This window comes from Pseudolabrys sp. Root1462, assembly GCF_001426945.1.
Lineage (GTDB): Bacteria > Pseudomonadota > Alphaproteobacteria > Rhizobiales > Xanthobacteraceae > Pseudolabrys.
Window position 1 is genome coordinate 523,780 of the sequence record NZ_LMFS01000003.1, and the last position, 19,167, is coordinate 542,946.

Genomic DNA, 19,167 nt, shown 5'->3' on the forward strand with positions numbered 1-19,167 from the left:
CGCCCAATGGATTGGCACGATGCTCAAACGACGATCAAAGGAATCGTTCAGGCACGGTGATGTTGTCGCCGGGCGACACCTGCGGATTCGCGTCCGTTGGACGCGTGAGTGCGGCGTTGGAACCTGAAGGACGCACAACGACACGATTCTCATCCGCGCGATAGGTGTATCCGCCTGCCAATGCGACAGCGTCGGCCACGGTCAATCCCGGCTTGTAGGGAAATTCGCCCGGCTTTTTGACCTCACCGCGGATATAAAAAGGCGCGTACGTGGCGACCTGGATATTCACGCGCGCATCCTTGAGGATTCCGCCGTTTAATTGTGCGGTGATGCGGCGCTCGAGCTGCTCAACGGTCAGACCGGCGGCTCTGACGCGACCCGCAACCGGAATCGACAGATAACCGGCGCTGTCGACGACGTAATCGCCGGTGATGGTCTGCTCGTTGTAAACCTGGACGTGCACCTGATCGTTGGTATGGAGCGTGTAGGGGCGACTAACCGCCGGTGTCGACACAGCTTCTTGATAGGCAGCATAGCGTGTCGATCCAGCGGGGGTGCAACCGGCCGTGATCAAAAGGCCAACAAGACCGGCCCCAAAAAAGACCAGTCGACCGAAGGCGTTCTGCATAGTTCCCCCTTACGCACGTGAATACAAAAGCGATTCGATGCGATGTCGCCGCGTCAAAGATGGGAGTCTTGAATGCGACACTTATACCGAGGTCGGCAACGGCGTTGCCTGGCGATAGGTTCCGAACACCACGCAAAATAGTTCAAGAAAGTTCAGAGCCGCGCGACCAAGCGATGAAGCGCTGAAATGATGAGCGCCCAAGCGACAAAATTCGCAGCGACAAGCCAAAACTGTAAGCATGCGCGTCGTCTCAGCGGAATGAAGCGTAGCAATGCATGAAAATACGGCGTCGATCGACGGGGCATGCACACGATCTGGCTGGTGGTGTCGTGACGTCATTCTAACGGTTGTATGACGCGCATGTTCTCTTTCACCGTTGCGCTGAAACATTTCTTGATCGATGCATTGCATTGCATCGTCGCGATGCGCGCGTGAATCGCACCTTGAGACGAATGTTCAGCATTCGTGATGGTGCACCGCCACACTTTCTCCAAGAACGCCACGTCTCCTGTCGACCAAGGCGGCATCGAGTCGATGCGAGCAAAGACGACACATGTACGAATTGCGGCTGCTCGAACCGAACAGTCGCGCCAATAAGATATGCAGGGAGGCGCGCGCGATGGGGGTGGAGCACCCGTGCGCAAAGCAACACTGCAAAGGAGCTAACGATGGCCCTCTCTGTTTCGCTGCCCGCCACGCGGGACGACAACGCATCGGTCTGGTACCACAAGCGCTCGCTGTTCACGCCTGGCGTGAATTACAGCGATCGGCCGCGCCCGCCTCGCCGGCGGCTGTATTACCTGTCGCATCGTGGCGCGCTCAGCGAGCCGTCGCGTTCGCGCATGAAGCGCTTGTTCGACGCCACGTGCGCCAGCGCTGCACTGCTTGCGTTTGCGCCGCTGTTCGGCGGCATCGCGCTGGCGATCAAGCTGACGTCTCCAGGTCCGGTCTTCTTCACGCAGTATCGCTACGGCCATCGCAATCATCGGTTCCGGATATTCAAGTTCCGCACCATGCATTCGCATCTCGGCGATCAGCGTGGCGTCAAGCAAACGGTGACCAACGATCCGCGCGTCACTTTCGTCGGGCGTATCCTGCGCAAGACCAGCCTCGATGAACTGCCGCAACTGATCAATGTCATTCGCGGCGACATGTCACTGGTCGGGCCACGGCCGCACGTACCCGGCATGCAGGCCGCGAGCACGCTCTATGAGAATCTCGTTCCGTATTATTTCCAGCGCCACACGATCAGGCCCGGTATTACCGGGCTGGCGCAGGTCAGCGGCTGCCGCGGCAGCACCGCCAATGCCGAGGCGGCGATCTCGCGCGTCGACTACGACCTTCAGTACATCGAGCAATGGTCGCTGTGGCTGGACATCAAGATCATCTGGTGGACAGTCAAGCGTGAGTTCTTCACCGGCAAGGGCGAGTGAACGCTCCCGTAAGCCCGACCGGAGTCGAGGTGCTCGAGGTCCAACCGACCTCGGGCAGGCGGCTTGCCGGCATTGAAGGGCTGCGCGCCGCGGCTGCCCTTTCGGTCATGCTCGGCCACTTCAATCTGCATCTGGTGCCGGGCGAATTGGTGCCGCCACTCGCCCGTCACCTGCTCAATCTCGCTGGCCAAGGCCTCACACTGTTCTTTGTGCTGTCCGGCTTCCTGCTGTTCGGTCCATTTCTGACGGCGGCGGCGCAGAGCCGTCCGTTCAACATCTCGCGCTACTTCGCCAACCGCTTTCTACGGATCTATCCCGCCTATGTGACGATTTTTCTGGTCGTCGCCTGCGGGCTGGGCTTGGCCTATATGTCGCCGATCTCGGCCACGAACGGCGGCGTAGAAGGCGTCGGTGAGACCGTCGGCCGGATGGCCGATGCAGGCGCCATCCTCGCCAATGTGTTGCTGGTGCAGACGTTATTGCCGTGGACGATCAAGACCGGCCTCGGCGTGTCATGGTCGTTGACGGCGGAAATCTGCTTCTATCTGGTGCTGCCGGTACTGGCCGTCGTCGCTGTTCGGCTCAGTGGCCGTTGGGGACTCAGCCGAGCGGCGGTCGCCGTCTCGACGGGCATGATCGTGGTTGGGCTCGTATGCCGGACCATCGGCAACATGCAGGTGCACGGCGACGCGGCGGCGCAGTTCTATCAGCAGTGGGGCGGCACCTGGCTGGCCGTCTATCTGCGGAGCATCCTGTGCCAGGCGGATCTGTTCGGTCTCGGCATGCTCGCGGCGATCGGCTATCGCCACAGCCTCACACTGTCGGCGCGTGAGGACCGGGCCCGCTTCCGCCGCTGGCTTTATGTTGCCGCGGCCGCAGCCGCCGCGATGACCCGCGTCGAATACGAGTTCGGCTTTGCGATGTTCTTCGCGGTGGTGGTGCTGCTCGTCACCACTGAAACGGCGTCAAGGCGACCGCACTGGCTTGTGGCGCTGCTCGAGTGGCATCCGATTCGCTGGATCGGCGTGATCTCGTACAGCTTCTATCTCTGGCATCTGCCGGTGATCTGGGGCGTGTACAAATGGCTGCTGCACGGCGAACGACCGCAGACCCTGCCGCTCATCCTCGCGTCTTATGCGGCCGTGCTCCTGGTCACCATCGCGCTTTCAGCACTGACTTATCTCGCCGTCGAACGCCCGGCGCTGTTGCTCAAGACGAGACCGGCCAGGAAGCGCAGCGCCGAGGCGCTGGCGCTTCGCGGCACGGTCAACTGATCCGTCAGGTGCCGGTCTTGACCAGTTCCGGCGTCACCCGGTTGTAGATGTCCTCGACGCGCACGATGTCGTCCTCGCCGAGATAGGCTCCGGATTGCACCTCGATCAGGTTTAGCGGCATCTTGCCCGGGTTTTCCAGGCGGTGCATGGCGCCGAGCGGGATGAACAGCGACTCGTTTTCACCAAGTAGCACCTGCTCGTCGTCGCGCGTGACCAGCGCGGTGCCGTTGACCACGACCCAGTGTTCGGCGCGGTGGAAATGTTTCTGCAGCGACAGCTTGCAGCCGGGATTGACCGTGATGCGTTTGACCTGGAAGCGCTCGCCGACATGGATCTGCTGGTAATAGCCCCAAGGCCGGTAAACGCACTGGGTCTGCGTCGCCGATCTGTGGCCGTCCTGTTTCAGCCGGCTGACCAGCTTGCCGACATCCTGCGCATTGTTCTTCGGCGTTACCAGGACGACATCGGGCGTCGCCACGATAACGAGATCCTCGACGCCCAAGGCGGCCACCAACGGACCATCGCCGCGCAGATAGCAGCCCCGGCTGTTCTCCGCGACTACGTCGCCGATCTCGACGTTTTCTTCGGCGGTCTTGTCACCAACGTCCCACAGCGCTGACCAACTGCCGATATCGCTCCAGTCGAAACGCGCCGGCACGACCGCGGCGCGGTCTGTCTTCTCGAGCACCGCCTTGTCGAGCGATATCGACGGACACGCCGCGAGCGGCTCTTCGCGCAGCCGCAGGAAGTCGAGATCGAGCGAGGCGGTAGCGACCGCGCCGCGCGCCGCCTTGAGAACGTCGGGGGCGTGGCGCTCCAATTCGCGGAGGAACGCCCGCACCGGCAACAGAAAGATGCCGCTGTTCCACAGGTAGTCACCGCTGGCGACAAGCTGCGCGGCGCGATCCGCATCTGGCTTCTCGATGAATTCGCCGACCTCATTGACGCCTGCGGCCGTCTCCATCGCGTCGCCGGCCTTGATATAGCCGTATCCGGTTGCCGCATATGTCGGGCGAATGCCGAACAAGGACAGCTTGTGATGTTCCGCCGCCGCCATCGCGGTATCGATAGTCTCGACAAATGCCGCAGTGTCGCGGATGAGATGATCGACCGGCATGACGAGCAAGGTCGTATTTGGATCGATCTTGTTGACGATCAAGGCGGCGACGGCCACTGCGGCCGCGGTGTTGCGCCGAACCGGTTCCAGCACAATGGTCGGATCGGCAATTCCGAGTGATCGCAACTGTTCGGCGATGACGAACCGATGCTCCTCGTGGGCGACCACCAGCGGCGCCGTGAACTTGTTGCGATCCGCCACGCGCATTGCCGCCTGCTGCAGCAGCGTATGGTCGCCGATCAGGGACAGCAGTTGCTTCGGATAGGTTTCGCGAGACAGGGGCCACAGCCGTGTTCCAGCTCCGCCCGACAGAAGGACCGGAACCACGAGACCGGCTTTCAGATCGATCTTCTTCTTCGTCGGCGCCAACAATTCGCGCAGGGCCATGTTGTGCATCCTTTCTGAGGGTGACGTGGAGCATGTTGCGAAGCAGAAAGGGTGCGCAATGTCTGCGGCAATAAAAGGTCAAAGTACGAGATTCGCCACAATGCGTGAGCTGTCTTCATATGCGCTTGCCGCGCGCACGCCGCTGCGTCGACGGGAACGGACGCGTTATAGAAATGTTACCGTGTGCCGAGTTCCGTGCGCGCAGAAATAAGGCAGAGGCGGGCGCGATTCGGATAACGATGAGCGATCGTTGAGACGGTTGCTCAAACGATAAGCAGGGAAGGGGCGGGCGACGTGGAAGCATTGCTAAAACGTCTGTTTCCTCCGGGCTGCGAGCTGGTTCCAGCCGCGTCGGTTCCCAAGGCGCAACGTTTTGTCATCATTCCGGGCGATGACGGTCCGCGCTGGATTGCACCGCTCGATTGGAGCCTATCGGAGAAGGTTCTGCGGCAATGGTTGCCGATCGGGCGCGCGTCGCGCGCCAAATGGCGCCTGGCTATGATTGCTCACCGTCTGCAATGCATCGGACACATTCCTGGCGCGACGGTTATCGGCGTCGCCGGCCTGGACAGGTCCGCGTGGGCGCAAGTCGGTGTCGCTGATGACGGCGATATGGTGCCGGTGGTCTATGTTGCCCGGCCGTCGACGACGCAAAAGGCCGTGGTCAGCCTGCTGTCGTCGCGCAGCGGCGAGGTCAATCGAGTGGTGAAGGTCTCGTTGGGGTCGCACGCCTGGTCGTCGCTTGAGCGCGAGCATGCCAATCTCGAAACCGTCGGCAAAATGCATCCGGGAATCGCGCCGCGGCCCCTCGGCTTCTATCCGACGCTTGGCATGACCGCTCAAGAATGGATCGAGGGTGAAATCCGTCTGTCGCCGCCGCCGCAAGCCGCCGTCGATTTTCTCGCGCTGCTGCAGCAGGATGACACGACGACGACATTAGGCGATCTGGCGCAGCGCTATCGCGCTCGGCTCGCGGCACTGGCGGGGCACGAGGGCGAATCGCAGTTCGCGCGCATGCTGGATTCGATCCGCAGCGACGAGCGGGTGCCGAAGGCATTCTATCACGGCGACTTCGTATCCTGGAATCTGATTTGCCAGGACGACGGTGCTTGTCGCGCTATCGATTGGGAGTTCAGCGATCGCGACGGCGCGCCGTTGCTCGATCTGTTCCACTATCTGCTGCGTTTTCCGTTCGCGGCGGGGCTGATTGATTCCTACCACGTGGCCGTCCGGTTCTCCCTGCAAGCGCACCGGCCGCTGGTCACCCGGATGCTCGACCGGCTCGGTGTCTCATTCCGCTATGCCGAGGATGCGCTGACGTTGAGCTTTGTCGCGCTTTACGTGACGCGCCATCATCAGGTATCGGCGATCGAGCGGACGCAGCCGCAGTTACGCGCCGTCGCCGCCAGCTTCGGCGATGCCCGCACGCTGAATTGACGATCCGAGACGCGCGATGCCCGCGGCTGGCGGCCGTCCGCGATCGGTGCGCGCGGCTCTCTTTAGGCGACGCGGCGGCCACCGCTCCAGACGCTGCGCACGGCGGCGCCATCCGGCGCAACGTGAACAAGGATGGCATCGGCGCGTTTGCCAGTGGCGATTTCGCCGCGGTCGTTAAGACCAACAGCCTCGGCCGGAGTCTTGGATACGGTGCGAATGGCGGCCGGCAGGTCGTAGTTGGGGGCGGCTTTCGGCAGCATCAGCGCCGCGAGAAGAAGGCTGGACGGCACGTAATCCGATGACATCAGATCGAGCAGGCCGGCGCGCGCGAGTTCGGCGGTAGCGACATTGCCGGAGTGCGAACCGCCGCGCACGAGATTCGGCGCCCCCATCATGACCTTGATGCCGTTGGCATGCAGGCCTTCCGCCGAGGCGACGTTGGTCGGGAATTCGGCGATCGCCACCCTGTCCTTGATTGCCTGTTCGACATGTTCTGACGTGGTGTCGTCGTGGCTCGCCAGTGGCGTGCCGTGCTTCTGCGCCAGTTCGACCAGACCCTTGTAGTTCTGTGGCGCGTATTGCTCCGAATGAGCAATGCGCCGCGCGAACATCTCGTCAAGTTCGGCCTCGGTCATGCCGCCCGATTTGCCGCGATAGTAATCGCGCAGCTTGCCCGCATCCTGGAACTGCCGCTGACCCGGCGTGTGGTCCATCAACGACAGCAGTCGGACATCCGGTCGCGTGATGAGATCGGCGGCATCGATGACGACCTTCGGCATCGGTACTTCGCAACGCAGGTGCAGAAAATGATCGACGCGCAGCAGGCCGGCGGCGCGGGCGCGGTCGATGGCATCTGACAGCAGGGCCGCCTGGCCGTCCGCGGCTTCGGCGCTGCCTTCCTCGCGCCAGACGCGCAGCGAATCGAGCACGGTGGTGATGCCGCTGGTGGCGATCTGCGCATCGTACGATACGACGGCGGAGACTGCGTTCCATTGCACCTTCGGTCGCGGCTGCACATGCGCCTCGAGATGATCGGTGTGCAACTCGACCAGGCCGGGCAGCAACATATCGCCGTTGGCGTCGATGCGGTTGACCTGGCCGCGCCCCGGCGCCTGGCCTTCACCGATTTCGGCGATTTGTCCGCCGTCGAAGGCGACATAGCCGTTCTCGATCACCTCTTCGGCGAGGATGATACGGGCATTTTCGATAATCGTCGGATCTGACATGGCTTCTTAGGCGGCAGTGGCAAAACGGGTGACGTCGACGCCGACATCGGCGATGTCATCGCGCACCTGCTCATCATGCACGATGGCGACGATGGCGGCGCCGCGCGACTTGCGCTCGCGCACGATATCGACGACGACGGCGCGGTTCCTGGCGTCGAGCGACGCGGTCGGCTCGTCCAATAGCAGAATGGGATGCTCGGGCAACAGGCCGCGCGCCAGGTTGATGCGCTGCTGTTCGCCGCCTGAGAACGTGGCCGGCGGCAAGCTCCACAGCCGCTCCGGTACATTGAAGCGCCGCAGCATGGCAGCGGCGGCTTCAGTCGCTTCTGCGGCGGCAATCCCCTCGGCGATCAGTGGTTCGGCGACGATATCGAGCGCGGAGACGCGCGGCACCGCGCGCAGGAACTGGGTGACATAGCCGAGCGCGCGCCGGCGTACCGCCAGGATGCGGCGCGGCGCGGCGGTGGCGAGGTCGACCTGGGTGTCGCCGTCACGCACCAGGATGGCGCCTTCGTCGCAGCGATAATTGCCGTAGATCAGCTTCAGGATTGATGACTTGCCGGCGCCGGACGGTCCGGTGAGGACCGCGCACTGGCCCGGCCGGACGGCGAAGCTGACATCGCGCAGCACCGGCAGCTTGAGGCCGCCTTGCAGATGCATGGTGAAGGTCTTGGCGACGTCTTTGAGTTCAAGCGCGGTCATGGTTTACACCGGCAAAATCGACGATACGAGAAGCTGGGTATAAGGCTGGTGCGGATCGTCCAGCACCTGATCGGTGAGACCGGCTTCGATCACTTCACCGCCTTTCATCACCATGATGCGGTTCGACAACAGCCGCGCCACGGCGAGATCATGGGTGACGACGATGGCGGCGATGCGCATTTCCGAGACGATGCGACGCAGCAGGTCGAGCAGGCGGGCCTGCACCGAGACGTCGAGGCCGCCGGTCGGCTCGTCCATGAAGATGAGCCGTGGTGCGGTGACGAGGTTGCGCGCGATCTGCAGGCGCTGGCGCATGCCGCCGGAATAAGTGCGCGGCGTGTCGTCGATACGATCTTCCGGAATCTCGACGCGGCCGAGCCAATCGGTCGCGACCGAGCGGATGTTGGCGTAGTTACGCTGGCCGACCGCCATCAGGCGTTCGCCGACATTGCCGCCGGCGGATACGCCCATGCGCAGGCCATGCTGCGGATCCTGATGCACGTAGCCCCAATCGGTGCGCAGCAGGAAGCGGCGCTCCGGTTCGGTCATCTCCCACAGGCTCTTCACCGCGCCGCCGCGCATGCGATAGAGGACGCGGCCGGCACTCGGTTCGATCTGCGTCGACAGGAGTTGCAGCAGCGTCGATTTGCCGGAGCCGGATTCGCCGACCACGGCCATCACCTCGCCTTCGTATAGCTCGAACGAGGCATCGCGGCAGCCGAGCTGGCGGCCGTAATACTTGGTCAGGCCCTCGGCGACGAGCAGCGGGCGGTCGTTTTCCTGGATCATGCCGTCACCTCGTCGAACAGGATCCGGAAGCTGTAACCGTGCCGTTCGAAGCCAATCTGTTCGTAGAAGGCGTGCGCCCGTTCGCGCTTGGCGTTCGACGACAGCACGATCTTGTAGCAGTGCTTCTCTTTGGCGCGTTCCATGGCGAAGGCCATCATGGCGCGGCCGACGCCGCGGCCATGCAGGATCGGGCCGACGGCGACATCCTCGACGATGGCCGACGGCGCGCCGAGATGGCCGAGATTGTCCATGATCAGCAGCGCGAAGGTGCCGACGATGCGGCCATCGAGTTCGGCGATATAGAGCGTGTAGTCGGGATAGCGGGCAAAGCGGTCGAAGATGCGTTCGGCGTCGATCATCGGCAGCACGTCGCCGTCATCGAGATCGGGCTGGGCATAGAGCGCCAGCACGCCGGGCAGGTCGCGCTTTTCGGCTTCGCGGATATTGATGGCGTCGAGCTCAACCACGTGCGGTCTCCATTGCGCCCGCTGCAACCGGGCCGTGGCCGGCGGCACGACGGCCCTCGCAGAAATCGGTATCCGAGCAGACGAACATCCGGCTGCCGGCGTCGTCGGTGATCACCTCGTCGAGATAAGAATTCATCGCGCCGCATAGTTCGCATTGCGCATCGTGGCGGTACGGCTCGAACGGATGATCCTCGAAGTCGAGCGACTTCACATGGGTGTAGGGCGGGATGGCGTAGATGCGCTTCTCGCGGCCGGCGCCGAACAGTTGCAGCGCCGCGCAGTCCGACAGCTTCGGATTGTCGAATTTCGGGATTGGCGACGGGTCCATGACGTAGCGGCCACCGACTTCGACCGGATAGGCATAGGTCGTGGCAATGTGGCCGTGGCGCGCGATGTCCTCGTACAGCTTGACGTGCATCAGCCCATATTCCGACAGCGCGTGCATGCGCCGCGTCTCGGTCTCGCGCGGTTCGAGGAAACGCAGCGGCTCCGGAATCGGCACCTGGTAAACCAGCACCTGGTCCTCGGTCAGCGCCTGTTCCGGAACGCGATGGCGCGTCTGGATCACGGTCGCTTCGCTGGTCTTCGTCGTGGTCTCCACGCCGGCGGTCTTGACGAAGAATTTGCGGATCGACACGGCGTTGGTGGTGTCGTCGGAGCCCTGGTCGATCACCTTGAGCTTGTCGTCGGGGCCGAGGATCGAGGCGGTGACCTGCACGCCGCCGGTGCCCCAGCCGTACGGCATTGGCATTTCGCGCGACGCGAATGGCACCTGATAGCCCGGAATGGCGATCGCCTTGAGGATCGCGCGCCGAATCATGCGCTTGGTCTGCTCGTCGAGATAGGCGAAGTTGTAAACCGGCGCGCTCATTCGGCGGCATCCTGTATCGGCGTTTCGTCTCGCCCGTCGCGCGCATGAAATTCGACCTGCAGCTTGCGCAGCAGCCCGAGCTCGGACTGGAAGTCGACGTAATGCGGCAGCTTCAGATGCTCGACGAAGCCGGTCGCCTGCACATTGTCGGAATGGCTGAGCACGAATTCTTCGTCCTGCGCCGGCGAGCCGGTTTCTTCGCCGAGTTCGCGTGCGCGCAACGAGCGATCGACCAGCGCCATCGCCATAGCCTTGCGCTCGCTCTGGCCGAACACCAGGCCGTAGCCGCGCGTGAAGCGGGGAGCCTGCGTGCCGTTGCCGGTGAATTGATTGACCATCTGGCATTCGGTGACGCTGATCGAACCGAGTGGCACAGCGAAACCGGCATCCTCGGCGAAGAACTCGACCTCGACCGAGCCGTAACGAATTTCGCCGGCGAACGGATGCGTGCGGCCGAAGCCGCGTTGCGTTGAATAGCCGAGCGCCAGCAGGAAACCTTCATCGCCGCGCGCTAGATTCTGCAGGCGCAGGTCGCGGTTGGCGGGGAAAGAAAGAGGCTCACGGGTGAGATCGCCGATCTCGTCGGCCGGCGGGTCATCGCCCTCGATCAGTCCGCCGCCGTCTAGCAATTCCGCCACCGACTTGAAGCGGCCGGTTTCGGCCGGCGCCGTCGCCGGCTCCTCGACGTCGCCTTGTTCGGCGAGCGTGTGATCCAGCAGGCGATGGGTGTAGTCGAAAGTCGGGCCCAGCACCTGCCCGCCGGGCAGATCCTTGAACGTCGCCGAGACGCGGCGGCGGATGTCCATGGCGCCGGTCTCCAGCGGCTCCGAGGCGCCGAAGCGCGGCAGCGTGGTGCGATAGGCGCGCAGCAGGAAGATCGCTTCGATCAGATCGCCACGCGCCTGCTTGATCGCGAGCGAAGCGAGTTCGCGATCATACAGCGAGCCCTCGCACATCACGCGATCGACCGCCAAAGCGAGCTGGTTGTCGATCTGCGCCAGCGATAGCTCCGCCACCTCGCGGTCGCCGCGCCGGGCGTCAGCGAGCAGCTTGTGGGCGTTGTCGATGGCGCGCTCGCCGCCTTTGACTGCGACATACATGGTTCAGCGCTCCTCGATCATGATCGAGCGCGGCAGCGCCGCGATGCCGTTGCCGGCAATGAAAACGAGATCGATGCCGCGCGGGAACAGGGCGCGGTTAACTTGCAGGCGCGTGTCGAAGTCTGCGGGCAACGGCGCGGCGGCAAAACGGTGCGCCGCCTTGATGCCAGGCCCCTTGAGCGTGACGGCATCGCCGCTGAAAGCGTCGATTTGCACCATCACCGTGGTCGAACGGTCAGGATATTCCGACGTCCCCTGCGCAAAGAGACCGAAATCCGGCAGGGTGCGTGCGTCGGCGATCAGGGCGAAGGCGGCTTGAGCGGGTGAGCCGACGACCGGCGCACCGGTGTGGAAGCGGATCCATTCGGCGGCTTTAGGCGCGGCGGCGAAGGTGGCATCGAGCCACAGCGGCGTCTCATAATCGGCGAGGCTCTTGATCAGCGCCGCCGTTGCCGGTGCGAATGGCGCGGGCGCGTCGATGCCTTTGAGCGAGCGGATCTCGCCCGGCCTCGCCATGCACTCCATCAGCGCGCGGAACGCGGCCTGGCTGGCATAAGCGGGGTCGAATGCCGGCGTGTTCGCGGTGATGTCGAGCATGCTCAATCCTCTCCGCGCACCAAGGTGAAGAAGTCGACGCGCGTCGCCGCGGTGCGGGCGCGCTCGAGATCCTTCTTTTCGTTCTGCTTTCGGCGCAGCGGCGCGAGAACCTGGTTCTCGACGGCTGCGCGCCGGTCCGCGACCTGCCAGAGCGCGTCACACAGGGCGACCAGCCGCGCCTTTTCGCGGTCGCGTCCAAGCACATAGCCGAAACCCACCTCGCCGCTCGCCAATTGAACCGCGGCGCGGGTGACGGTGGCTTCGCCGGCGTTGAACGGCGCGCCGCGCGAGCCGATGCGTCCGCGCAACATGACCAGGCCGACTTCCGGCGGACGCGGTTCCGAATAAGACAACCCGTCATCCAACTGACGCAGGCCGTCCGCAATATCCCGCGATTCGGCACGCGCCAGGACGCCGAGCGCTTCACGCCGGTCCTGGAGGTCGGGCGGGTTTTTGGCGGCAGCGTGGGTGCTTGCGGTCATGGGCGGTCAGCTTTCGGCAGCCTTGCGGAAAGTTGTCTAGTCGACTAGACAAGTGCCGTTATAACTTGTCTAGTCCAATAGACAAGTTATAAATGCCTTCCAATGACGCCATGATGACAGGGCGCCCATGCTGACACGGACTCCCCGAGGAACTGCGAAAGGGTCTTCGGACCGCGACGACCTTTTGGCGCGTGGTGTCATGCTGTGGCGCTGCATCGCCGACGATTTCGAACAGGCGATTCTGGTCGGCAAGCACGACAACGGCTCGAAGCTGCCGGCCGAGAGCGAGATCGCGGCGCGCTACGGCGTCAACCGTCATACGGTTCGGCGCGCCATGGCGGAGCTCGCGGCGCGCGGGCTGGTGCGCACCGAGCGCGGCAGCGGCACCTTCGTCAAAACCGACAAGCTCAATTACCCGATCAGCCAGCGCATGAAATTCTCCGAGATCGTGACCGCGGCCGGTCACGAGGCGGAAGGCCGGTTGCAGGGCCATCGTCACGAAGCGGCCAACGAGGATGTCGCGCGCGATCTCGGCATCAAGCCCGGCGACGAGGTGGTGCGCCTGGAAATTCTGCGCGCCGCCGACGGCGTGCCGATCTCGGTCTCGACGACCTGGCTGCCAGCTGATCGTTACGGCGAGGCCGCCAAGATATTCCGCCGTGTGCGTTCCATCACCCGCATGCTCGAGCATTTCGGCATCAAGAGCTATCGCCGCAAATGGACGCGGATCAGCGCGGGCTTCACCGACGCGGTCGATGCCGGCCGGCTGAGGCTCTCGGTCCATCGGCCGATCCTGATCGCCGAAGGACTGAACGTCACCGATAGTGACGAACCGATCATGCTGGCGCGCGCGCGGTTCTCCGCCGATCGCGTGGCGCTGATTGTGGAAAGCTAGGATTGCGTGGCGGCGTCACGCTGCTGTCTTGAAAGAGAGTCGTTCTGTAGCAATGGCCAACAACAAACTCTCCCCCACACCGTTCGTCGACCCGACCGCGACGGTGAAGAAATGCAGCCTCGGCGCCTATACCGAGGTCGGGCCGCGCACCAAGCTGCAGGAGGTCGAGCTCGGCGACTACTCCTATGTCGTCAATGACAGCGACATCGCCTACACCACCATCGGCAAGTTCACCTCGATCGCGGCGATGACCCGGATCAATCCGGGCAATCACCCGATGAATCGGGCGACGCAATCGCACTTCACCTACCGCGCAAGCGCCTATTTCGACGGCGCGGCCGACGAGGAAGAATTCTTCAACTGGCGTCGCTCGTTTCACGTCACCATCGGCCACGACGTCTGGATCGGCCATGGCGCCATTGTGATGGCTGGACGGTCGATCGGGACCGGGGCCGTGATCGGCGCGGGCGCCGTCGTCACCAAGGACGTCCCGCCTTACATGATCGCAGTCGGCAATCCGGCGCGCGTGCTGCGGCCGCGCTTTGCCGACGGGGTCGCGGAGCGAATGCTGAAACTCGGCTGGTGGAACTGGCCGCACGAGCGCTTGCACGCGGCGCTCAGGGATTTCCGCGCGTTGAGCGCCGAGCAGTTTCTCGACAGGTACGAAGGCGGCGCGCTGCCGGAGCCGGCCATGCAGGTCACGGCCGCCGGATAAGGAATGGCAATGCGGATTCAAGGTGGGCAGGTTCTGGTCGGCGGGCAATTCGTCGAAGCGGACATTGTGGTTGACGACAGGGACGGCGCCATCGCCTCGGTCGGCGCCAATGGCGGCAATGGCCGGACGTACGACGCGCGTGGCCTCTATGTGCTGCCGGGCATCGTCGATATTCACGCCGATGCTTTCGAGCGGCAATTGATGCCGCGTCCGGGCGTCGGCTTTCCGACCGATCTGGCGTTGCAGGAGAGCGACCGCCAGGCCGTCGGCAATGGCATCACCACCCTGTTCCACGGTGTCACCTGGTCGTGGGAGCCCGGCCTGCGCGGCGCAGACAATGCGCGCGCGGTGCTGAATGCCATTGAAGCGCTCAATCCGTCGCTCGGCGCCGACACGCGCTGCCACTTGCGCCACGAGACCTTCAATCTCGCCGCCGAGGCCGAGATCACCGACTGGCTCGGCGACAAGCGGATCGGCATGCTCGGCTTCAACGATCATATGCCAAGCGCCGATGCGCCGCCGCGCACGCGCAAGATTGCCGAGATGGCGGCGCGCGCCGGGCTTACCGTCGAGGAATTCAATGCTCTGGTCGAACGCCTCCGCGCCCGCGCCAATGAAGTGCCGGGCTCGATCGAACGTCTGGCGCACGCTGCGAACGACAATGGCGTCGCCACTCTGTCGCACGATGATAACTCGCCGGCGCAGCGGCAGTGGTTCCGCGCGCTCGACTGCCGACTCGCCGAATTCCCGGTCAATCTCGAGACCGCCGACGATGCGACGCGCGCCGGGGATAACGTCGTGATGGGCGCGCCCAACGTCGTGCGCGGCGGCAGCCACATCGGCTGGATCGCCGCCGCCGACATGATCGCCCGCGGCCTCTGCACCGTGCTGGCGTCCGACTATTACTATCCGGCGCCGCTGCTCGCGCCGTTCCGCCTCGCCGCCGACAAGGTCGCGCCGCTGGGACAAGCCTGGCGTTTCGTCTCTGCCCATCCAGCGCAGGCTGCGGGTCTTGACGATCGCGGCACGCTGGAATCTGGAAAGCGCGCCGACATCGTCGTGGTCGATGCCAACGATCCGTTGCGGCCGCGCGCCCTCGCCACCATGACGAGCGGCCGCTTCGTTCATGTCGCCGACGCCAGCCGGTTCAATTGACAAGTTGGAGTGCGGCGGCATGAGTTCGACAGCCCGCTACGCCATCTATTACGTGCCGGCGGCGGCAACGGCGCTCTACCGCTTCGGCGCCGCCGCGCTCGGCTACGACGCATACCAAGGCGTTGACTGCTCGTATCTCGATGGAGCCGATGGCGGCACTTGGCCGGCGCTGGTGCGCGAACCGCGGGTCTACGGCTTTCACGCGACCATGAAAGCGCCGATCCGGCTCAAGGAAGGCTACATCGAGCGCGATCTGGTGGAGGCCTTTCAGGCTTTCGCCGCGCGACAGCGACCCTTTGCCGCTGGACGCCTGGTTGTGCGCGAGCTCGGCTCGTTCATCGCGGCGGTGCCGGAAGCGCCGTGCGAACCGCTCAACGCGCTTGCCGCTTCCTGCGTCAGTACGTTCGACAAATACCGTGCGATGATGACCGATCAGGAACTGACGCGCCGCCTCACGCCCGGCCTCAGCGAGCGCCAGATCGAACATCTATACCGCTGGGGTTATCCTTATGTTTTCGAGGATTTCCGCTTTCATATGACGCTGACCGGCTCCTTGCCGGTGCAGAAGCGGACAGCGGCTTCCAGATTCCTCTGCGCGAAATTTGAGCAACTGCTGCAGGCGCCGCTCCTGACCTTCGACCGCCTCGTCATATCGCGGCAGCCGCAGCCCGGCGCCCCGTTCACCGTGCTGCATCAGGCGGCACTCGGCAGTCCCGCCTGACTTCCTGTCGCGCAATCTCTTGAAGATGTTGCGCTTCCCGGCCCGCTCGTGGCGCGGATAATGAGACGTGTGAACTCCACGGAAACCCGTCCGCCATTCATCCAACTGTCACACGCCGTTGTTAGCGATTGTGACAGACGATGCAGAAGGGTGCCCCGCGAATGGATGCTGTCATCGAGGCCCGAGGCGTTTCGAAATCGTACCTGCGCGGCGTGATCGTGCTGGACGATATCTCGCTGTCGCTCAAGCGCGGTGAGATGGTCGCGTTGATCGGCGCATCGGGCTCCGGCAAATCGACACTGATCCGTTCCATCGCCGGGCTCATCCCGATCGATTCGCCGCGCGGCAACGGCGCGAACGCGGGGCAGATCCATGTGCTCGGCCAGCCGATCCAGCGCGGCGGCCGTATTTCCTGCAGTCGCGCTTTGCGCGCTCGCATTGGCGTCATCTTCCAGCAGTTCAATCTGGTGCCGCGGCTGTCGTTGCTCACCAATGTCTGCTTCGGCCTGCTCGGCCGCGTGCCGAGCGCGCGCGGCACGCTCGGCCGCTTCAACGACGATGAGAAGCGCATCGCCATGCAGGCGCTGGCGCGCGTCGGCATCGCCGAGCACGCACTCCGCCGCTCCAACGACCTGTCGGGCGGCCAGCAGCAGCGCGCGGCGATCGCGCGATCGCTGGTGCAGGGCGCCGAACTGCTGATCGCCGACGAACCGATCGCCTCGCTCGACCCGGCGTCGTCGCGCCGCGTCATGGATCTGCTCGCCGACATGAATCGCAATGACGGCCTGACCGTGCTGGTGTCGCTGCATCAGGTCGAATACGCGATGAAATATTGCCCGCGCACCATCGCGCTGAAGGACGGCAAGATTGCCTATGACGGGCCGTCGAGCGCGCTGACGCCGGCTTTCCTCAACCGGATCTACGGCGCCGAATCGGAAGAACTGTTCCTGCCGTCGTTCGGCGCCGCGCTGGAGCAGGGCGATGGCCTGCACTGGGCCGATACGGAAGCGGCGATCGACGGCAACGGTCATTGGTCCGAGCCGCCGACCATTGTCATCCCGCATGCACCGACTGTCGCTATGACCAAGTCGCACGCGAAAGCCGGACGGCTCTCCGCCTGACGGCGGGCAGACGTCCGGACATCTGACTAAGAAACGACTGCAACAGGAGAAGGTCCTATGCGCAAGCTCGCCCTGCTTGGTACTGCCCTGGCGATCGTCGCCAGCATTTCGGCAACCGCCGCCCGCGCCGAGAGTGAAATCAACTTCGGCGTCATCTCGACCGAAGCGTCGATGAACCAGAAAAAGAACTGGGAGCCCTTCCTCGCCGACATGACGAAGGCGACGGGGCTCAAGATCAACGCGTTCTATTCGAGCGATTATGCCGGCGTGATCGAAGCGATGCGCTTCAACAAGGTGCAGGTCGCCTGGTACGGCAACAAGTCGGGCATGGAAGCGGTCGATCGTTCGAACGCCGAAGTCTTCGCCCAGACCGTCAGCAAGGACGGTTCGACCGGCTACTACTCGCATATCATCGTCAACGCCGACAGCCCGTATCAGAAGCTCGAAGACGTGCTGAAGTGCGATAAGTCGATCGACTTCGGCATCGGCGATCCGAACTCGACCTCGGGCTTCCTGGTGCCGACCTCGTACATCTTCGCGGCCAAGAACATCGACCCGAAGGAATGCTTCAAGACCGTGCGCAACGCCAGCCATCAGGCCAACCAGATGGCGATCTCGCACAAGCAGGTACAGGCCGCAACCAACAACTCGGAAGACATGCAGCGCCTGCAGATGTCGTCGCCGGAAGACTTCAAGAAGATCCGCGTCATCTGGACCTCGCCGATTATCCCGCTCGATCCGCTGGCCTGGCGTAAGGATCTCGACCCGGCGGTCAAGACCAAGCTCTACACCTTCCTGCTGGGCTATGGCCGCGTCGGTACCCCCGACGAGATCAAGCACGCCAAGGAAGTCCTGGCCAACCTGATCTGGTCGCCGTTCAATCCCTCGAGCAACAACCAGTTGCTGCCGATCCGCATCCTCGAAGCGAACAAGGCGATGATGAAGATCAAGGGCGACGCCAAGCTCTCCGAGGCCGAGAAGACCGCGCAGATCGAGCCGCTGCAGGCGGAGATCAAGAAGGACCAGGCCGCCACCGCGAAGGCCGAATCCTCGCCGTTCAAGGCGCAGGTTGCGGCCTTCGTCGAAGCCGACAAGGCCGGCGATCAGGCCAAGCTGAAGAAGATGATCGCCGACTTCGCCGCCCAGGCGGCGAACGCGCCGACCAACTAAGGCCAGCGGCGGGCGCCGGGTCGATCCGGTGCCCGCCCACCTTATTCAAGCATGACCGACATCACCGCACGTCCGATCGCCGCCCCCGACAGCGGGACTGCGGTGCCGCGCCATCCGCTGACCAAGCGGGCCAAGGGCTGGCTGGGCTGGGCCATCGTCGCCGCCGTCCTGGTGTGGAGTTGGGGTCCCTCGGAGATGTTCCGCGCCACGTCGCTGGTCACCGACTGGCGCAACATGGCGGAATTCGGCAAGGCATTTCTCAATCCGAATTTCCATGACTGGGACCATTACCTCGCCGATATGGTGGTGACCATCCAGATCGCGGTGTGGGGCACCGCGCTTGCGGTGCTGTTCGGCATTCCGCTGTCGATCCTGTGTTCGTCAAACGTGGCGCCGCAATGGATCGTGCAGCCGGTGCGGCGCCTCATGGACGCCTGCCGCGCCATCAACGAAATCGTGTTTGCGCTGCTGTTCGTCGTCGCCGTCGGTCTCGGCCCGTTCGCCGGCGTCATGGCGTTGTTCGTTCATAACCTCGGCGTTTTTGCCAAGCTGTTCTCGGAAGCGGTCGAGGCCGTCGATCCTCGCCCTGTCGAAGGCATTCGCGTCACAGGCGCGCTGAAGGTGCAGGAGGTCGTGTTCGGCGTCATCCCGCAGGTCACGCCGCTCTGGAGTTCGCTGACGCTTTATCGCCTCGAGACGAATGTGCGCTCGGCCACGACGCTCGGCATCGTCGGCGCCGGCGGCATCGGCCAAACCTTGTACGAGAGCATTCGCAGCTTCCAGTACGGTCAGACCGCGGCGCAGATCATCATCGTCGTTCTGACGGTCATGCTGCTCGATCTGGTCAGCGCACGCATCCGCAAAGCGCTGGTCTGAGGTG

General features: G+C 63.8%; 20 protein-coding genes. 10 read left to right on the forward strand and 10 right to left on the reverse strand.

Annotated elements, in window-relative coordinates; all coding sequences use genetic code 11:
• Positions 1-34: 34 nt before the first annotated feature.
• A complete protein-coding gene (locus tag ASD45_RS19250; protein WP_082541036.1) occupies positions 35-628 on the reverse strand; it encodes a polysaccharide biosynthesis/export family protein in 594 nt (197 codons plus the stop codon).
• 668 nt (positions 629-1,296) lie between these two features.
• Between ASD45_RS19250 and ASD45_RS19255 the strand changes: the two genes are divergently transcribed.
• Together ASD45_RS19255 and ASD45_RS19260 are read left to right on the forward strand one after the other, a co-directional pair.
• Positions 1,297-2,061, forward strand: a complete 765-nt coding sequence (locus ASD45_RS19255) for a sugar transferase (protein ID WP_082541037.1) — start codon at positions 1,297-1,299, stop codon at positions 2,059-2,061.
• Positions 2,058-3,335, forward strand: a complete 1,278-nt coding sequence (locus tag ASD45_RS19260; RefSeq protein WP_156380985.1) for an acyltransferase — start codon at positions 2,058-2,060, stop codon at positions 3,333-3,335. The genes ASD45_RS19255 and ASD45_RS19260 overlap by 4 nt, the downstream gene beginning before the upstream one ends.
• 4 nt (positions 3,336-3,339) lie before the next feature.
• Here the strand turns inward: ASD45_RS19260 and ASD45_RS19265 are convergent, their stop codons facing one another.
• Positions 3,340-4,839 carry a mannose-1-phosphate guanylyltransferase/mannose-6-phosphate isomerase gene (locus ASD45_RS19265; protein WP_056913611.1) on the reverse strand — a complete coding sequence of 500 codons (1,500 nt, stop codon included), beginning with the start codon at positions 4,837-4,839 and terminating at the stop codon, positions 3,340-3,342.
• 294 nt (positions 4,840-5,133) lie between these two features.
• Here ASD45_RS19265 and ASD45_RS19270 point away from each other — a divergent pair, with 294 nt between their 5' ends.
• Positions 5,134-6,276, forward strand: a complete 1,143-nt coding sequence (locus ASD45_RS19270; protein ID WP_056913289.1) for a phosphotransferase — start codon at positions 5,134-5,136, stop codon at positions 6,274-6,276.
• 62 nt (positions 6,277-6,338) lie between these two features.
• Here ASD45_RS19270 and ASD45_RS19275 read toward each other — a convergent pair whose 3' ends face one another.
• The 8 genes from ASD45_RS19275 to phnG are packed head-to-tail and all read right to left on the reverse strand — an operon-like array spanning position 6,339 to position 12,510.
• Positions 6,339-7,502 (reverse strand): alpha-D-ribose 1-methylphosphonate 5-triphosphate diphosphatase, encoded by a 1,164-nt coding sequence (locus tag ASD45_RS19275; RefSeq protein ID WP_056913290.1) that lies wholly within the window; start codon positions 7,500-7,502, stop codon positions 6,339-6,341.
• 6 nt (positions 7,503-7,508) lie between these two features.
• On the reverse strand, positions 7,509-8,204 hold the full coding sequence (phnL, locus tag ASD45_RS19280) for a phosphonate C-P lyase system protein PhnL (RefSeq protein WP_056913291.1): 696 nt from the start codon (positions 8,202-8,204) through the stop codon (positions 7,509-7,511).
• Between the two features lie 3 nt (positions 8,205-8,207).
• On the reverse strand, positions 8,208-8,993 hold the full coding sequence (gene phnK, locus ASD45_RS19285; protein ID WP_056913292.1) for a phosphonate C-P lyase system protein PhnK: 786 nt from the start codon (positions 8,991-8,993) through the stop codon (positions 8,208-8,210).
• Entirely contained in the window at positions 8,990-9,460 is a 471-nt protein-coding gene (locus tag ASD45_RS19290; RefSeq protein WP_200949740.1) for a GNAT family N-acetyltransferase, read from the reverse strand. The genes phnK and ASD45_RS19290 overlap by 4 nt, the downstream gene beginning before the upstream one ends.
• Entirely contained in the window at positions 9,453-10,331 is an 879-nt protein-coding gene (locus ASD45_RS19295; RefSeq protein WP_056913293.1) for an alpha-D-ribose 1-methylphosphonate 5-phosphate C-P-lyase PhnJ, read from the reverse strand. Before ASD45_RS19295 ends, ASD45_RS19290 begins: the two co-directional genes overlap by 8 nt.
• A complete protein-coding gene (locus ASD45_RS19300) occupies positions 10,328-11,431 on the reverse strand; it encodes a carbon-phosphorus lyase complex subunit PhnI (RefSeq protein WP_056913294.1) in 1,104 nt (367 codons plus the stop codon). Before ASD45_RS19300 ends, ASD45_RS19295 begins: the two co-directional genes overlap by 4 nt.
• 3 nt (positions 11,432-11,434) lie before the next feature.
• Positions 11,435-12,028 (reverse strand): phosphonate C-P lyase system protein PhnH, encoded by a 594-nt coding sequence (phnH, locus tag ASD45_RS19305; protein ID WP_056913295.1) that lies wholly within the window; start codon positions 12,026-12,028, stop codon positions 11,435-11,437.
• A gap of 2 nt (positions 12,029-12,030) precedes the next feature.
• Positions 12,031-12,510 (reverse strand): phosphonate C-P lyase system protein PhnG, encoded by a 480-nt coding sequence (phnG, locus tag ASD45_RS19310; RefSeq protein ID WP_056913296.1) that lies wholly within the window; start codon positions 12,508-12,510, stop codon positions 12,031-12,033.
• A gap of 199 nt (positions 12,511-12,709) precedes the next feature.
• Between phnG and phnF the strand changes: the two genes are divergently transcribed.
• From phnF to phnE, 7 genes are all read left to right on the forward strand, one after another.
• Complete coding sequence (phnF, locus tag ASD45_RS19315) at positions 12,710-13,405, forward strand: phosphonate metabolism transcriptional regulator PhnF (RefSeq protein ID WP_244485543.1); 696 nt, start codon at positions 12,710-12,712, stop codon at positions 13,403-13,405.
• 52 nt (positions 13,406-13,457) lie between these two features.
• The gene (locus ASD45_RS19320; RefSeq protein ID WP_056913298.1) at positions 13,458-14,120 is read left to right on the forward strand and encodes a DapH/DapD/GlmU-related protein; all 663 of its coding nucleotides are present in this window, start codon (positions 13,458-13,460) and stop codon (positions 14,118-14,120) included.
• 3 nt (positions 14,121-14,123) lie between these two features.
• The gene (locus tag ASD45_RS19325; RefSeq protein ID WP_056913299.1) at positions 14,124-15,275 is read left to right on the forward strand and encodes an alpha-D-ribose 1-methylphosphonate 5-triphosphate diphosphatase; all 1,152 of its coding nucleotides are present in this window, start codon (positions 14,124-14,126) and stop codon (positions 15,273-15,275) included.
• A gap of 19 nt (positions 15,276-15,294) precedes the next feature.
• Positions 15,295-15,996, forward strand: coding sequence for a DUF1045 domain-containing protein (locus tag ASD45_RS19330; protein WP_056913300.1), 702 nt, complete (start codon positions 15,295-15,297; stop codon positions 15,994-15,996).
• Between the two features lie 161 nt (positions 15,997-16,157).
• The gene (gene phnC, locus ASD45_RS19335; protein WP_082541038.1) at positions 16,158-17,117 is read left to right on the forward strand and encodes a phosphonate ABC transporter ATP-binding protein; all 960 of its coding nucleotides are present in this window, start codon (positions 16,158-16,160) and stop codon (positions 17,115-17,117) included.
• A gap of 57 nt (positions 17,118-17,174) precedes the next feature.
• Entirely contained in the window at positions 17,175-18,287 is a 1,113-nt protein-coding gene (gene phnD, locus ASD45_RS19340; RefSeq protein WP_056913301.1) for a phosphonate ABC transporter substrate-binding protein, read from the forward strand.
• Positions 18,288-18,338: 51 nt separating this feature from the next.
• Positions 18,339-19,163 (forward strand): phosphonate ABC transporter, permease protein PhnE, encoded by an 825-nt coding sequence (gene phnE, locus ASD45_RS19345; RefSeq protein WP_056913302.1) that lies wholly within the window; start codon positions 18,339-18,341, stop codon positions 19,161-19,163.
• Positions 19,164-19,167 lie beyond the last annotated feature (4 nt).

Coding starts and splice junctions, on each gene's coding strand:
- ASD45_RS19250 (WP_082541036.1), bottom strand. CDS start 628: ATGCAGAACGCCTTCGGTCGACTGGTCTTTTTTGGGGCCGGTCTTGTT.
- ASD45_RS19255 (WP_082541037.1), top strand. CDS start 1,297: ATGGCCCTCTCTGTTTCGCTGCCCGCCACGCGGGACGACAACGCATCG.
- ASD45_RS19265 (WP_056913611.1), bottom strand. CDS start 4,839: ATGGCCCTGCGCGAATTGTTGGCGCCGACGAAGAAGAAGATCGATCTG.
- ASD45_RS19275 (WP_056913290.1), bottom strand. CDS start 7,502: ATGTCAGATCCGACGATTATCGAAAATGCCCGTATCATCCTCGCCGAA.
- phnL (WP_056913291.1), bottom strand. CDS start 8,204: ATGACCGCGCTTGAACTCAAAGACGTCGCCAAGACCTTCACCATGCAT.
- phnK (WP_056913292.1), bottom strand. CDS start 8,993: ATGATCCAGGAAAACGACCGCCCGCTGCTCGTCGCCGAGGGCCTGACC.
- ASD45_RS19295 (WP_056913293.1), bottom strand. CDS start 10,331: ATGAGCGCGCCGGTTTACAACTTCGCCTATCTCGACGAGCAGACCAAG.
- ASD45_RS19300 (WP_056913294.1), bottom strand. CDS start 11,431: ATGTATGTCGCAGTCAAAGGCGGCGAGCGCGCCATCGACAACGCCCAC.
- phnH (WP_056913295.1), bottom strand. CDS start 12,028: ATGCTCGACATCACCGCGAACACGCCGGCATTCGACCCCGCTTATGCC.
- phnG (WP_056913296.1), bottom strand. CDS start 12,510: ATGACCGCAAGCACCCACGCTGCCGCCAAAAACCCGCCCGACCTCCAG.
- phnF (WP_244485543.1), top strand. CDS start 12,710: ATGCTGTGGCGCTGCATCGCCGACGATTTCGAACAGGCGATTCTGGTC.
- ASD45_RS19320 (WP_056913298.1), top strand. CDS start 13,458: ATGGCCAACAACAAACTCTCCCCCACACCGTTCGTCGACCCGACCGCG.
- ASD45_RS19325 (WP_056913299.1), top strand. CDS start 14,124: ATGGCAATGCGGATTCAAGGTGGGCAGGTTCTGGTCGGCGGGCAATTC.
- ASD45_RS19330 (WP_056913300.1), top strand. CDS start 15,295: ATGAGTTCGACAGCCCGCTACGCCATCTATTACGTGCCGGCGGCGGCA.
- phnC (WP_082541038.1), top strand. CDS start 16,158: ATGGATGCTGTCATCGAGGCCCGAGGCGTTTCGAAATCGTACCTGCGC.
- phnD (WP_056913301.1), top strand. CDS start 17,175: ATGCGCAAGCTCGCCCTGCTTGGTACTGCCCTGGCGATCGTCGCCAGC.
- phnE (WP_056913302.1), top strand. CDS start 18,339: ATGACCGACATCACCGCACGTCCGATCGCCGCCCCCGACAGCGGGACT.